Source organism: Roseovarius nubinhibens ISM, from assembly GCF_000152625.1.
Lineage (GTDB): Bacteria > Pseudomonadota > Alphaproteobacteria > Rhodobacterales > Rhodobacteraceae > Roseovarius > Roseovarius nubinhibens.
Genome location: NZ_CH724156.1, coordinates 1,654,328 through 1,668,060, shown reverse-complemented (window position 1 = coordinate 1,668,060; position 13,733 = coordinate 1,654,328). Strand labels below are relative to the sequence as shown.

Here is a 13,733-nt window from a genome sequence, read left to right as displayed (position 1 = left end):
AGCAACCATTTGACCGGCCTATGAGACCTAGTCGCATCCAGTTAATTAAGGAAGCGGCAGAAGGTCTCGCCGTAGACCCTAAAGGCGTCGAAGTTTCGAAGCAATCCGAGAGTTACGCAGCCTATCAAGCGTGGGTGACCTGGAGTATGTTTCAGGCATTGTCCGCATTGTGGCCGGACACAATGATCAGCGAAATTGAAGCTGGGCTCAGTGAGGCTGAGCCCGTTTCGCGGCGAGCGTTCGAAGCGGCTAGGCTCAAGGGTCCTAAGTTGCGTTGATCACGAGCTTGGGTGACTGAGTTCGGCGCTGTCATTGCTGGCAAGCGCTGGGTCGCGCATCAACTCTATGTGCCTCAGGCTCACACGTAAGCTTTGCAACTGCGCCGCTTTAGTCTCCCGTATCACGAGAATGCCGATGAAAGCTATTGCGGCTAAGATCAAGCTTTCGCCCGTCGATAGCTTTGACAAGTTCCACCATGCAACCAGCGCGTACAAAACCGGTCCGCAAAATGTAACAACGTCTCGCTCCCGCTCGACCCGCTTAATGGCGGCAACTAGTTCGAATGGATCTGACGACATAGGCCTCCCCCCTACAATGATCAGAAATGTTGAAGTTTGGCTGAGGTAGCCAACTAAAATCTAACGACAATAGCTATGGAAGGGCAGCTTTCGGCTCGCCGCCGTTTCATACTGGCGATATTTGCCACCGGAGAACCTTGGACAGTCGCGAGCCATTCCCGCGCCAATAGCCAGAGCGCCGATGTCCTCGCCAGATGCCCCATAGCATGTGCCGACCCAGCGATCATAAGTCTTGTCGCCATTCAGCCAGCATTTCACGGGTTTGTGGAGGACGAGCTTTTGCATCCATCGCTTGCCATCCCGCCCGCCTTTCTCGTCCAGCTCGGGACCATCAACGCCATTCAATCGGACAGGCAGATTTTGAACCTCGATGGTGTCTATATCTCGGACATGTGTCACTCGGCCTTCAATCCACTGCCCCGCAAGAGCGTCATTGGTCGAGGCGATAAGCGCAAGGGCACAGAAGAAAATTGCTCCTGTTGCCTTGCATGTTTTCACGGGCCGCAAAGCGGAACTTGACCGATCAATGGGCTTAGGTTTCGAGCTTCTTTGGAACATTGGTTGTCCTTAGTTCATTCGGCTTCAGACTTCAGAGCGACCCCCGGTCCAGAGGCCACTTGACCGTCGTCAAGAAATTGGATTCCCCGACCTTCAAGCGTCAACTGCACAAGCTTGATAGTGGAGTCCTTGCCTTCGCCTTTGTCAATTTTGTTGAGCGTATTGCGATGCAACCCTGTGATTTCAGCCAGTTCAGGATTGCTCAACCCCAGCGCGGCCTTCGCCATTTTAAACTGCTCCGATGTCATTCGCGCCCTCATTGTGTGCTAGTAGCATATTTTGTGTATTGACAGCACATGCTGCCAGCCCCATATTTATGCTATCAGCACACGAAAGGGTTCGCAATGTTTGACCGCGCCGAAATCATGAAATCCGCCTGGGCCATCGTGCACCGCTTTCTTGGGAATGGTGAGCCGTTCCGTGCGTTGATGTCCCGCGCTCTGAAATTCGCATGGGGGAAGGCGCGAGAGCGTGTATCGGTAGCTCAGGCTGTCGAGCATAAGATGAAGGCAAATGAGGCTCTTGCATCCCGTTCGGTAGAAGACCTGCAGCGGGAGATCATGGGTCTGGAGAACAAGGACCACTGGCAACAGTCGGATCATACCCGGATGAGCGCTCTTCGCGCCGCCCTGCAGGTCGCACAGAGCCGGGAAACCGTTTCTGATAATTACACGGCCAAGCGCGACCTTATCGCATCCTCTGGTGGGCGCTTCTGTGCGGTCACCTTCATCAAAGCCGATGGCAGTGAGCGGACGATGCAAGTTCAGCCCGCAGCCCTCCGCTACCATGTCAAAGGCGATGCGGCCTCAGACGCGGCAAAACGGGCCACACAGACCCGCAAAGCCCGCCATCCACACCTACTGCCGGTTTGGGATGCAAAAGCCTCTGCGCCGCGCTCTGTGAACCTCGCTACCATCACCCGCATCGCGGTTGGCGGGCAGGTGCATCGCTTCACCGCGTAACCAAACCTTCCAAATGGAGATGTAACTATGAACAACATCATTCGCCGAAAAATGCTGCTCGGCCTTGCGGCAGCAAGCACAGCGGCTGCAACCGGAACACACGCGGGCGAACGGCTCATTCGTGAGAACCCCAAATTGGTGGCCATTGGCAATGAAACTCTGTCCCTACAGGAAAGCTATTTGGCCGCACGGGCTGAATGCAAAAGGATCGTCGACGAGTATGCCTTGAAGTGGCCTCTCGCTCCGGAACCAATTCTCGCCTTCGGAAGCGGCAGCGTTCCTGAAAGTGACCTGACCGGAGCAAGCATCAGTCGAATCGTTGATGAACGCGGTGATTTCGAACAGGTCTGGAGATACGGGACACCTGAGTACTTTGAGAGCGCGATTAAATACCACAAGTCTCGCATTGCCCACATCCGGACCACCAAGAGCAAGCGCGGGCTTGAGTTCGAGAAGCGTTGGCTCCAGCGGTCAAAAGAGGCGCTTCCTCTCTCGCGGAAGTATGTCGCCCAAATTGCGCAGCTGCGGGAACAGTCAGGCTATGCGGCTGCCAGAGAACGCCAAGGTGAGGCGCTCGAAAAGCTTCGGCAACATGTAAGCGAAATCATCAAGGCCGAAGCCGCCACGATGGAAGGCGTGCTCATAAAGGCGCAAGCACTCGTGGCATGGTCACACGTCGATGTTTTCGACAAGGACGTTAACCCGGAAGGGCGGCGCTGGGCGGAAAGCTTCGCCACCACGATTATTGATCAAGCGGAGGCATAAACATGAAAACTGAGAACATGATTGAAAATGATCGCGCGAGTTCTTTGGCTTATCAATTGGCATCATTGATCGATGTCTGTTTGTTCGCTCACGAGAACGAGAACACAGCAGTTCCCCATGATCGGCGTGGGATCGAGCAAACGCTTAAGATGGCCTCTGAGATGTTCGGTCAACTGATCGATTTGGTGGAACACCTGGAAGCTGGCCGCTGTGAAGCGCAGGAGGGTAAGCACTGATCTGCTGACCTCAAACAACGAGGACGCCTCGGGACTTACGGGGGCGTCCTTCCTCATGGGATCTACGGACACTTCGCATGACCTACCATTATGACCTCAATCGCCGATGGTCTGATCGCTTCTTGCCTGAGGTCAAGCGGCTGATCGGCGGATATCTTATTGAGGCTGCTCCGGATCCTTACGACCACTTTCAGGCAACCGACCTCATGATGCTCGAAGCTAGAGATATGCGGGTGGCTGCGCGGGTGAGACGTCCAGGATATGCGCAGCGGTATCCCTACCAGTTCACCATCCGGTCACAGGTTTCATCCGGGGCGCAGACCGAGCTTTCCAAGATAGTGAACGGCAATGGCGACTGGATGTTCTACGGCCATTCGAACGCGGCTCAGACAGGGCTGGAGTCGTGGAAGCTGATTGATCTGAGAGCCTTCCGCGCTGGGTTGATCCGCAAAGGGTCCAGTGGCCTCAGCTGGGGGCGGAAATCAAACGCCGATGGAACGCAGTTCACGTGGTTTGATGTGCGCAGCTTTCCCTCTGATCCGCCTTTGGTCGTCGCCAGCTCCTAAGCTTTCGGACTGGTGCAAGGACTTGGCCTGTGGGGGCTGTGTTGTTTGAAGGGCTTACAAAAAGGGTTTGGGACAACACGTCTCCTCCCCCTGTTACTCCATCTCACGGGTAACGCGAATGTTGAGTTAGGTAACAGAAATGTTGAGTTGGGTAACGGAAATATTGAGACCTCAACGAGAAGGGACGGGCGGAAAAAAGGGACAGGTTTCAGTAGCGCTCTGAACAATTAGTGTTGTCGAGCGTTCACATCCTAAGTAGAGGCAGCTCAAGAAGATTGACGCAATTGTACTAACGATTCATAGTGACCGAATCAGGGGAGTGATGAACATGAGCACGATACTCTATGCTAGTGTCGCCGTGATCAGCGTATTTTTTTTGGCATTTCTGATCGGCTTTTTGATGATTGTATGTTCCGTTAGTTCCAGTCGCTGGCGGGAGGCTCACAGGCTTTCACCATCACCAAAAAAGGTCATTATGGGCGAGGTTGTGGCGGAACCGAATGGTTTGCGGGATCCTCGCATCGCTAAGGGCAAAGTTTGGGACACCGCGACGGAAAACTGGTTGCCGCAAGGCAAACTGTCGGACGAATATTTGAACGGATTGGCTGGGTAAAGTTTGGGCGAGTACGTCGGCTGGATCCCGACCATTACGGGCAGGCTTTCTTTTTCAACGGTTGGTACGGGAAAAAACCCACCGAAAGTTTTCAAGTATCTTCGCGCGGTCGGCTCGCGGAGGCTTACTGTCGTTGCGCAAAAGCGTCGAACAACAGACGCCGCTTTGGGCAAAGTGGGTGATGCGCTGAATTGGCTCGCACAACGCGAAGGCTTCTCAGTATTTGTCTTCTTTGGAGAGATGAACTCGGGGACTGATTTTAACCTGTTTTCAGGGCCATGTGTGGAACTCTCAACGAAAAGATTCGACGAGCTACGCAAGGACCTAGAAGCGCTGCAGGCCCTCAAAAATGAGCGCGAAATAGAGGCTAAGTTTACCCAGCTTGCTAGCCTCTTTATTGAGAAGGCTAGCGAACGACCTGGGGCGAGCTCGGCGGTCAAAATATTTCGTAACGGTGAGACACGCGTAATCTTCGAGAACGATGATAAATTGTCTGTTGAGGCAGAGCACAGGGGTGCCTCACAAGTTTTTTTCTTTCTGAGGGATGTCACACACAGCCATAAACATCACTCTCCCTCTTCTGACACGATATTGGATGTGACGCCGCTCTCAGAAGGCCCCCAAGCGTGGAAGAGAGAGACGTTATACTCTTTATACCGCTGGGTGATTCACAGGAAGCGAGACCAATCGCTCGCTGAGTTGGTAAATTGCAAAGGGGTGCTCTCCTACGCTAAGGCTTTCGAGGAGATCCACTGCGATCAAAGGTCTGCCACGCTTCGCTCTTATGTCAGCACTAAACGCGCACTGCCCAAGCGACGCCCGTTCGCTAAATTGCCTACCTACAATCATCAAACCACAATGGACTCAGTGAACGCGAGTATCGAAGCTCAAAGGGATCGGCTGCTGCGACCAAGCTTTAGCTCTACCTTTTTCAGTAAAGGGCTACCATGCTTCGCGGCTTTGATTTCAATCGTTTCACCGTTGTACCTTCAGGTATCTGATGAGCATTTTGGCGGGCAGCAAATGGCCGTGACGCGGGTCGCTCAGTGGCTAACTGCTAATATTTTGGTTGTTGTCGGCGGCGCGTTTCTTGTGTCGTTCTTGGCAATGCGGTCAGCTTACTCAAAATCAAAGTTTTTCTCCAGCAACCTTCAGCACGACCTGCTCCGAGTTGTTATTTCATTAACCCCCAAGCGCAATTTTGTCATCGCGTTTTTTCTCATCGCCATACTCAGCGTACTTGGGGTCGCCTTGGGAGCTGCTTGGTTCGCTTGGGAGGCAGAGGCGCAGCCAATTTGGCAGGCTTTCAATCGAGTTTGAGCCTTAACAGGCTCAGATGAACACATGCCTCGCTTCGATACAATGCTACCTACTATAAGCTAACAATCTTGATTCAGAGGGTTATGCTTCGAAGCCGCTCTTCTTGGTCACTGGTAGTCAAAAACTATGTCCGCTCTTCAAGTATAGCTAGGTGGACTAGCCATGATAGGGTGGATCGTGGGGTGGATTGACTTTACGCAGCGGGAAATATTTCTTTTAAAATCAATACATTAATGGGGGAAAGTGGTGCCTCAAGAGGGACTCGAACCCCCGACCTTGTCCTTACGAAGGACCTGCTCTACCAGCTGAGCTATTGAGGCGGCGAGACACCGTTTAAACTGGGTTTTGATCTGGTGCAAGAGACGGAATGCCGCCGATCGAGGCGGGTTGTGGCGGATTGCCTCTTGAGACCGAGGGGCGCGCCGCCTAGCTATAAAACATGCGTAGCCTCTTGATCCTTGCCCTGATTGTGATGACCGGCCTCATGTCGGCGCCTGTGGTGGCACAGGAGCAACCGGCCGTCGACGCCATGTCGATGTCGGAGCCGCATGAGTGCTGTGGCGCGAGCGAGATGGGTGCGGGGCCGTCGGTCTGTGCCGCCTGTCTCGTCCTGCCCGAGGATTGGCACGCGGCGCGGTTTGGCGCGGAGCGCCGGTTTGAGTTCTTTGCGGCGCGGCTTGTGCAGAATGGGCGTAGCTCCCTGCCCCCGCTCAGGCCGCCGCGTGGGGTGCTGTTTTCCTGAACTTACCCAATCTTACGGAAAACGGAGTCAATCCAATGAAGAAATCCATGATTTATGCCCTCGTGGCCGCGCCGATGCTGAGCCTTGCACCGGCGGCCCATGCGCAATCGCTGTCGGAGCCGGCGGCGATGGTGATGACAAAGACGCCCGGCTGTGGCTGTTGCGATGCCTGGGCCGATCTGGCGCGGGCCGAGGGCCACACGGTCGAGGTAATCGAGACCTATGATTATGCCGGGATGAAGGCGGATCACGGGGTGCCGAACGATCTGGCCTCGTGCCATTCGGTCAAGGTCGGCGACTATGTGGTCGAAGGGCATGTGCCGCTCGAAGCGGTGAAACGTATGCTGCGCGACAAGCCCGCGATCAGCGGTATTGCCGTGCCCGGGATGCCCGCCGGATCGCCCGGCATGGGCGATGATCCCAAGGCCAAGTTCGACGTGATGGCCTTTGGCGGCGATGCGAAAGAAGGCGAGGTCTATTACAAGGCCGGGGTCGAGTAAGCCCGGGCTATAGCCTCGTGACAACAAAGATGGGCGGCCCGTGAGGCCGCCCATTGACGTTTCAGCCGCGTGCAAGCGATTGGCTTATTTCTGCAGTTCGAGCCAAATCTGGGTGTAGATCTTGGTGGCTTCGGGCGGGCAGGTCTTGGACACCACACCGGCATCGGCGAGCTCGGCGGGAATGACCACCTCGGGGGCGGTGCTCATGTCCTCAGGCATGAATTCCTCGGAGCCGTCGATGCCATTGGCGTAGCGCGCGAATTCCGAGATCATCGCGGCGTTTTCAGGGGCCATGATGAAGTTCAGGAAAAGCTTGGCATTGTCGACATTCTGAGCGTCCGCGAGGATGGCGACGTTGTCCATCCAGATCGGAAAGCCTTCCTTGGGATAGCCGAAGGCGATGTCGGGGTTTTGCAGGCGCGAGCGGTAGGACGAGCCGTTCCAGTTGACGCCGGCGCCGAGGTCGCCCTTGGCATATTTCTCGACCGTGCCGTAATCGAGCGAGATCCAGTGCGGCTTGGCCTCGACCAGCTTGTCGCGGACCTTGCGCAGCACGTCCTTGTCGGTGGTGCACTGTTCACCGCCCATATAGCGGATCGCGAGATGCATGACGTCGTTCATTTCAGGCACGACGTTGATCTTGCCGCGCAGCTCTTCGGGCGGATCAAGGAAGATGGCCGAAGTGTTGATGTCGCCATCATAGATCGAGGTGTTGACGGTCAGACCGACCGTGCCCCATTGCCATGGCACCGTGTAGCGACGGCCCGGATCGAAATCGACCTCGGCCCAGCGCTTGGCGACATTCTTGAAATTCTCCATCTCGTCTGGGCGGCTCTCGAGGAGAAGGCCCTCGGAAATCCAGATCGGGATATAGGTGGCCGAGGGCACGACGATGTCGAAGCCATGACCGCCGGCGCGCACTTTGGCGAGCGCGGTGTCGTTGCTGTCGTAATCGGTGATCGTGACGTCGATGTCGTATTCTTTCTCGAATTTCTCGATCAGATCGGGGCTGGTGTAGTTGCCCCAGTTGAAGATGTTCAATTCACCTTCGGCCAGAGCCGGGCTGGCGAGCATGGCCGCGGTGGCCAGGGCTGTGACGGATTTAAGAGCGGTCATGGGACCTCCTGAGTTGGGTTGGAATGGCATCAGTTCTTGCGCTGATTGAGGATGAAATACACGATCACCATAGTCACCGAGATGGCGAGCAGGACCGTCGAGATGGCGTTGACCTCGGGGGTGACGACTCGGCGGAGCTGACCCAGCATATATGTGGGAAGCGTATCCTGACCGGCGGCTTTTACAAACTCTGTAATCACCACATCGTCGAGCGAGATGACAAAGGCCAGCATCGCCCCGGCGAGGATACCGGGCCATAGAAGCGGCAATGTCACCTTGCGAAACACCCGCAGCGGCGTGCCATAGAGATCAGAGGCCGCCTGTTCGAGCGTCAGGTCCATGCCCTGAAGCCGGGCGCGGATCGGCATATAGGCGAAGGGCACGCAGAAGGCCGAATGCGCGATGAAGAGATACGCGCCACCGGTGTAGCCGGTGTAGTTCTTGATCAGCGCGAAGAAGATCAGAAGGGCCACGGCGGTCACGATCTCGGGCACCATCAGCGGTTGGTTGATGATCGCAAAGACCACGGTCTGGCCCTTGTAGGGGGCGCGCCGGGTGGTGGCGAGGGCCGCCAGCACCGCGACCGAGGTGGCCACGGCCGAGGAGACGATGGCAAGCCAGAGCGACAGGAGCGCCGCCTCCTTGACCTGTTCATTGCCCCAGGTCGAGATGTACCAGCGCCAGGAAAAACCTTCCCAGATGGCGATCGAAGTGCCGGCGTTAAAGGAATAGAGCACGAGCAGGATGATCGGCGTGTAGAGCAGCAGAAAGCAGAGCACCGCGATGGTGGTGAAGCCGTGCTGTTTCTTGACGTTAAAACCCTTTGGTTCAGCCATGACCGCCCCCTTCGCGCCCGGCGGCACGCACATAGAAAACCATTGTCGCCATCACGATCAGCAAAAGCAGCATCGCCAGTGCCGCGCCGAGCGGCCAATTGCGCCCCTGCCCGAATTGCAATTCGATCAGGTTGCCGAGCATCATCCGCTTGCCCCCGCCGAGCACCCTTGGCGTCACATAGGCACCGAGCGCCGGGATCAACACGAGGATCGAGCCCGCCACGATGCCGGGCCGGGTGACCGGCAGGATGACCTTGCGCAGCACCTTGAGCCGGTTGGCATAGAGATCATAGCCGGCCTCGACGAGCGAGAAATCGAACCGTTCGAGCGAGGCATAAATCGGCAGCACCATGAGCGGGAGGTAGACATAGAGCATCCCCACCATGATCGCGAAATCGGTGTAGAGCATCTGTATCGGCTCGTTGATGATCCCGAGCCCCATGAGCAGGGTGTTCACCACGCCTTCGTTTCGGATCAGTTCCATGATCGCGAAGGTGCGGATCAGCAGGTTGGTCCAGAACGGCACCATGATCAGCAGCATCCACAGATTGCGCTGATGGGCGGGGCGGGTGGCGATGAAATAGGCCGTGGGGAAGCCGAAGAGGAAGGCGACGACGGTGGTGATCAAGGCCAGTCGCAGCGAGCGCCAGAAGATCGCCAGATGGGCGTCGGCAAAGCCGATGGTTTCGTCGAAAATGTCCCGCTCGGCAAAGACGTTGAACCAGGCCTCGGTCGAGAATTTCCACACCACGCCGCCGTAATCCCCGGGGGTGAGAAAGCTGTAGATCGCCACGATGAAGAGCGGGCCGAAGGCCGCGACGCAGAGCAGCGTCAGGGCCGGGGCGAGGAGAACCCATTGCGAATGGCGTTCGGTGAAACTTGGACGGTGGGTTGCGTTGGCCATGGCTCAGTCCCTCAGGACCTGGGCCACGCCGGGGGCGACGCGGATGCCGACACGATCGCCGAGCTTGGCATCGGCGGCGCGTTCGGGCGTGTTCTGCAGGCGCAGCGCAAAGGGCGTGCCATCGCTCAGCACGAGATGGAAATGGGTGTCGGTGCCGAGATAGACCACATTGCTCACCTCGCCGGTAACGGTGGCCTCGGCGCTGTCCGGGGCGCAGAAATGGGCATGTTCGGGGCGCACGGCGACGGTCACGGCCTGACCGGCGGGGTCGCCCGGCGGTTGGCGGGCGATGATCTCGCCGCCCACATCGAGGGCCACGCGCAGCGTCTCGCCTTCTTGCCCGGCAATCTTGCCGGTGAGAAAATTCGTCTCGCCGATGAATTCAGCGACGAACCGTTCGGCGGGATGGTCATAGATGTCATGCGGCGAGCCGACCTGCAGGATGCGCGAATTGCTCATCACTGCGATCCGGTCGGACATCGACAGCGCCTCTTCCTGATCATGGGTGACGAAGACGAAAGTGATGCCGGTCTCGTTCTGCAGGCGTTTGAGTTCGACCTGCATCCCCTTGCGCAGTTTGTAGTCGAGCGCCGAGAGGGGCTCATCCAGCAAGAGCACCTTGGGACGCGGCGCAAGGGCGCGGGCGAGCGCGACACGCTGTTGTTGTCCACCCGAGATTTCCGACGTGCGGCGGTCGGCCATCGGGGTCATCTGCACCAGCTCGAGCATCTCGGCCACGGTGGCCTTGATCTCGGACTTTGGGCGGTTGAGCATGTCGAGACCAAAGCCGATATTTTCGGCCACGGTCATGTGTGGAAAGAGCGCGTAATTCTGAAAGACGGTGTTCACCGGGCGCTTGTAGGGGGGCAGCGCCACGAGGTCCTCGCCATCGAGCCGGACCGAGCCCGAGCTTGGCGCGTTAAAGCCTGCGATGGTGCGCAGGAGCGTGGTCTTGCCACAACCAGAGGGGCCAAGCAGCGTGAAGAATTCGTTTTCCCGGATCGTGACACTCACGTCATTGAGGGCGGTAAACGCCGTCGCGCCAGAGCCAAACACCTTGGAAACACTGTCAATTTCTATCATTGGCCGCCCCACCTGTCCTTGCGTTCATAACCGCCAACCCTAATAGTGTTTCTCATGCCGTCAATAAATTTTTAGTCGGATAAAATTATTTACTTCGCACTTTCTTGGGATAAGGTGAAAAAAATGGCAGCCGTTGAATCTTCCTCCCCCGGCCTGCGCGACAGGCAGAAATCACGCCGCCGGCGGGATATCCTCGCGGCTGCGCGTCGCCTGATCGAAACCGAAGGTTATGCCGCCACCACCATGGCCAAGATTGCCGGGGCGGCCGATGTATCGGCGCCCACCGTGTTCAACTATTTCGGCAGCAAGGATCAGCTCGTCGTGGCGATGGTTCTCGAGGCGCATGAGGCGGGGCAGGAATATATGCAGAGCTGGACCCCGCCGGAGGGGGCCGGGCTTGGCGATATTCTTGGTCAGATTTTCAGCATCTATGCCGATCTCACCATGAGCTATGCGGGCAAACGGGTCTGGCGCTATGCCGAGGCCACGAATATCCGCAACCCCGACAGTCCGATGGTGCAGCTCTATGCGCAGATCGAAAAGACCCATCACGGTGATATCGCGGAGATCCTGCACCGGACGTCTGGGCAGCACGGGTTATCGCGCAGCCGCAGCGCCCTACTGGCGCGGGTGGCCTATAGCACCTGGAACGCGCGGTTTCTCGATTTCATCCGCGACGAGGACATGAGCCTTGAGACCCACAAGGCGCAGCTTTGTCAGGACATGCAGGAGCTTGGCGCGATGGTGTCGGCCTGATCGGCTAGCCCCGCTGCGCCACCAGACGCCGCGCCTGGGCAAAGGACAAAAGCCGCCGGGATTGTTCATCCCAGAGATGCAGCCGCGCGTTGCTCAGGCTTTCGCGGATGGTCATACGGTTGCCGTCGGCCAGATCGGCGTGGTCGCGCAGCACTTCGGGCAGCCGGTAAAAGGGAATGCGGCTGTGGACATGGTGCACATGGTGGATGCCGATATTGGCGCTGAGCCATTGCAGCCAGCCGGGCAGAATATAATGCGAGCTGCCATGCAGGGCGGCGTCGTGTAGCTGCCAGTCTTCCTCGGACTCCCAATGGGTCGTCTCGAATTGATGCTGCACATAGAAGAGCCAGACGCCTGCCGTGGCGGCCAAGAGCGTGCTCGGCAGGAAGATCAGCAGCACCGGCATCAGCCCGCCGAACCACATGACAAGGGCGAGCCAGATCAGAATCGCGGCATTGGTTCCCATGGCGCTGATCCAGTATTTCGCCTTGTCGGTAAAGCCGAGCGGCAGACGATTCTGAAACAGGAAGAGATAGCCCGGGCCGAACCCGAAGAGCACGATCGGATGGCGGTAGAGGCGATACATGAGCCGGCTGAACCGGGACATGGCATGGTATTCATTGACCGTCAGCGTGTGGATGTCACCGATGCCGCGCCGGTCGAGATTGCCCGAGGCGCTGTGGTGGATCGAATGCGAGCGACGCCAGACGTCATAGGGGGTCAGGGTCAGCACGCCCAAGACACGGCCAAGCCAGTCGCTCAGCAAACGGTTGTTGAAAAAGGCACCATGGCCGCAATCATGCTGAATCGCGAAGAGACGCAGCAGAAAGCCCGCATTGCACAGCGAAATCGCAAAGGTCAGCCAATAGCTATAGGAGAGCGACCACCAGGCCAGCGCCCAGAGCGCAACAAAGGGACCAAGGGTGACGATGAGCTCGAAATAGCTGCGGCGGATGTCCGCTTCGCGATATTGCGAGAGAATCTTGACCCAATCCTTCGCGGCGCGCGGTGCGGGCGAAGGGCCGGATGAGGTGGAATGTTCGTTCATAGGCCCGCCTTGGTGACTGGAGTGCTGCATAGAGCATCGTGGAACATATGCAAGCAGAGCGTGGCAGGATGAGCGGGAGAACTCGCAGCGCCAGCAAATGTGCGGCTGGGGGAGCATAGTTCGGTGACGTTTCTGCGCTGCAGTGGCCGCGCAGAGGTATTTTCATGAAAGGCGCGGCAACCGGCGGCGAAGAGTTAGACACGGGTTACCCTGTCCAAACTTACTTGGGCCGTGACATGTCCGTTTTCAACATGGACCACCCGAGGCCGCCGAAGAAGTCCAGCACGGCACGAACGCGTGCGGTGTGGCGCAGGTCGGGATGGGTGAGCATCCAAAGGTCCACGCCGAGGTCTTCAATCTCGGGCCCTAAACGGCGCAGATCGGGATCGGGGTCGGCCAGATAGCAGGGAAGGATTGCAACACCGGTGCCCGCGCGGACGGCGGCCAGCATGCTCAGCACACTGTCGGTTTTGGCCACGCAGCGGGCTTCGACGCCGGATGCACGCATCCAGGCGTGCAACTGAGGATAGGACATGGAGGCGTTCGGCCCGATCCAGGGAAGGCCCGCCCAGTTACTTTGGTCGCCCTCGCTCAGGTCCAGAGACCGCGCGGCATAGACGGCCTGCCGTATGCGGCCGAGACGCCGACCGATCAGATGATCTTCGGGTGCGCTGGCCGGGCGGATCGCGATATCGGCCTCGCGGAAGGAGAGATCGGAAATCTCGTTCGAGACGGTCACATCGAGCACGATGTCGGGTTCTACGTGTCGTAGGTGGGCGATCTCGGGGGCCAGCAAGCCCCAGAGGAGCGAATCCGTCGTTGCCAGATGCACGATGCCGGAAGGCCGCAGGTCGCGGCCCGCCACGCGTCTTTCGGTGGCGTTGGTCAGTTCTTCAATCTCGCGTGCGGTGGTAGCGACCTCTTCCCCGGCGCTTGTAAGCCGATAGCCTGTGCGGAACCTCTCGAAGAGACGAACGCCAAGCTTTTGCTCCACCGCGTTGATCCTGCGGAACATGGTCGGGTGGCTTGTCCCACTCCGTTGGGCGGCGCCGGAAAGCGTGCCTGCCTCGGCGATCAGAAGGACCGTCTGATAGTCGTTCCAGTCGAGTTTGCTGTTCATATATGAAAGGCCGATCTTCTGAATCCTCTC

Annotated in this window: 17 protein-coding genes and 1 tRNA gene; 9 read left to right on the top strand and 9 right to left on the bottom strand. The window is 57.8% G+C overall.

Translation table 11 applies throughout. The features are described 5' to 3' along the window. Positions 1-638 precede the first annotated feature (638 nt). Both ISM_RS17950 and ISM_RS08070 read right to left on the bottom strand, forming a co-directional pair. Positions 639-1,136, bottom strand: coding sequence for a thermonuclease family protein (locus tag ISM_RS17950; protein ID WP_254655667.1), 498 nt, complete (start codon positions 1,134-1,136; stop codon positions 639-641). Positions 1,137-1,150: 14 nt separating this feature from the next. Continuing rightward, positions 1,151-1,384: a helix-turn-helix domain-containing protein gene (locus ISM_RS08070; RefSeq protein WP_009813641.1), complete on the bottom strand. Its 234-nt coding sequence runs from the start codon at positions 1,382-1,384 to the stop codon at positions 1,151-1,153. Positions 1,385-1,480: 96 nt separating this feature from the next. On the opposite strand from ISM_RS08070, the gene ISM_RS08065 reads away from it, so the two are divergent. From ISM_RS08065 to ISM_RS08040, 6 genes are all read left to right on the top strand, one after another. Beyond that, a complete protein-coding gene (locus ISM_RS08065) occupies positions 1,481-2,098 on the top strand; it encodes a hypothetical protein (protein ID WP_040617956.1) in 618 nt (205 codons plus the stop codon). 27 nt (positions 2,099-2,125) lie between these two features. Then, the gene (locus tag ISM_RS08060; protein WP_009813639.1) at positions 2,126-2,863 is read left to right on the top strand and encodes a hypothetical protein; all 738 of its coding nucleotides are present in this window, start codon (positions 2,126-2,128) and stop codon (positions 2,861-2,863) included. A gap of 2 nt (positions 2,864-2,865) precedes the next feature. After that, positions 2,866-3,099: a hypothetical protein gene (locus ISM_RS18240; protein ID WP_009813638.1), complete on the top strand. Its 234-nt coding sequence runs from the start codon at positions 2,866-2,868 to the stop codon at positions 3,097-3,099. A 77-nt stretch (positions 3,100-3,176) separates the two neighbouring features. Further along, positions 3,177-3,665 carry a hypothetical protein gene (locus tag ISM_RS08050; protein WP_009813637.1) on the top strand — a complete coding sequence of 163 codons (489 nt, stop codon included), beginning with the start codon at positions 3,177-3,179 and terminating at the stop codon, positions 3,663-3,665. A 328-nt stretch (positions 3,666-3,993) separates the two neighbouring features. Further along, on the top strand, positions 3,994-4,278 hold the full coding sequence (locus ISM_RS08045) for a hypothetical protein (RefSeq protein ID WP_156783344.1): 285 nt from the start codon (positions 3,994-3,996) through the stop codon (positions 4,276-4,278). Between the two features lie 3 nt (positions 4,279-4,281). Continuing rightward, positions 4,282-5,598, top strand: a complete 1,317-nt coding sequence (locus ISM_RS08040; protein WP_156783343.1) for a hypothetical protein — start codon at positions 4,282-4,284, stop codon at positions 5,596-5,598. Positions 5,599-5,842: 244 nt separating this feature from the next. Here ISM_RS08040 and ISM_RS08035 read toward each other — a convergent pair. After that, positions 5,843-5,918: transfer RNA gene (locus tag ISM_RS08035), tRNA-Thr, on the bottom strand. A gap of 119 nt (positions 5,919-6,037) precedes the next feature. Between ISM_RS08035 and ISM_RS08030 the strand changes: the two genes are divergently transcribed. Next, on the top strand, positions 6,038-6,340 hold the full coding sequence (locus ISM_RS08030; protein ID WP_009813635.1) for a hypothetical protein: 303 nt from the start codon (positions 6,038-6,040) through the stop codon (positions 6,338-6,340). 35 nt (positions 6,341-6,375) lie between these two features. Further along, positions 6,376-6,840, top strand: coding sequence for a DUF411 domain-containing protein (locus tag ISM_RS08025; protein WP_009813634.1), 465 nt, complete (start codon positions 6,376-6,378; stop codon positions 6,838-6,840). An 84-nt stretch (positions 6,841-6,924) separates the two neighbouring features. Here the strand turns inward: ISM_RS08025 and ISM_RS08020 are convergent, their stop codons facing one another. From ISM_RS08020 to ISM_RS08005, 4 genes are read right to left on the bottom strand one after another with little or no spacing between them, the layout of a single operon-like run. Next, on the bottom strand, positions 6,925-7,956 hold the full coding sequence (locus ISM_RS08020) for an ABC transporter substrate-binding protein (RefSeq protein ID WP_009813633.1): 1,032 nt from the start codon (positions 7,954-7,956) through the stop codon (positions 6,925-6,927). A 29-nt stretch (positions 7,957-7,985) separates the two neighbouring features. Further along, a complete protein-coding gene (locus ISM_RS08015; protein WP_040618392.1) occupies positions 7,986-8,792 on the bottom strand; it encodes an ABC transporter permease in 807 nt (268 codons plus the stop codon). Then, positions 8,785-9,696: an ABC transporter permease gene (locus tag ISM_RS08010; protein WP_009813631.1), complete on the bottom strand. Its 912-nt coding sequence runs from the start codon at positions 9,694-9,696 to the stop codon at positions 8,785-8,787. Before ISM_RS08010 ends, ISM_RS08015 begins: the two co-directional genes overlap by 8 nt. A gap of 3 nt (positions 9,697-9,699) precedes the next feature. Continuing rightward, positions 9,700-10,779: an ABC transporter ATP-binding protein gene (locus ISM_RS08005; protein WP_009813630.1), complete on the bottom strand. Its 1,080-nt coding sequence runs from the start codon at positions 10,777-10,779 to the stop codon at positions 9,700-9,702. Between the two features lie 123 nt (positions 10,780-10,902). Between ISM_RS08005 and ISM_RS17720 the strand changes: the two genes are divergently transcribed. Continuing rightward, entirely contained in the window at positions 10,903-11,535 is a 633-nt protein-coding gene (locus tag ISM_RS17720) for a TetR/AcrR family transcriptional regulator (protein ID WP_156783342.1), read from the top strand. Positions 11,536-11,539: 4 nt separating this feature from the next. Here ISM_RS17720 and ISM_RS07995 read toward each other — a convergent pair whose 3' ends face one another. Both ISM_RS07995 and ISM_RS07990 read right to left on the bottom strand, forming a co-directional pair. Then, positions 11,540-12,583, bottom strand: coding sequence for a fatty acid desaturase (locus ISM_RS07995; protein ID WP_009813628.1), 1,044 nt, complete (start codon positions 12,581-12,583; stop codon positions 11,540-11,542). Between the two features lie 220 nt (positions 12,584-12,803). Beyond that, positions 12,804-13,703, bottom strand: a complete 900-nt coding sequence (locus ISM_RS07990) for a LysR family transcriptional regulator (protein ID WP_009813627.1) — start codon at positions 13,701-13,703, stop codon at positions 12,804-12,806. Positions 13,704-13,733: the final 30 nt, after the last annotated feature.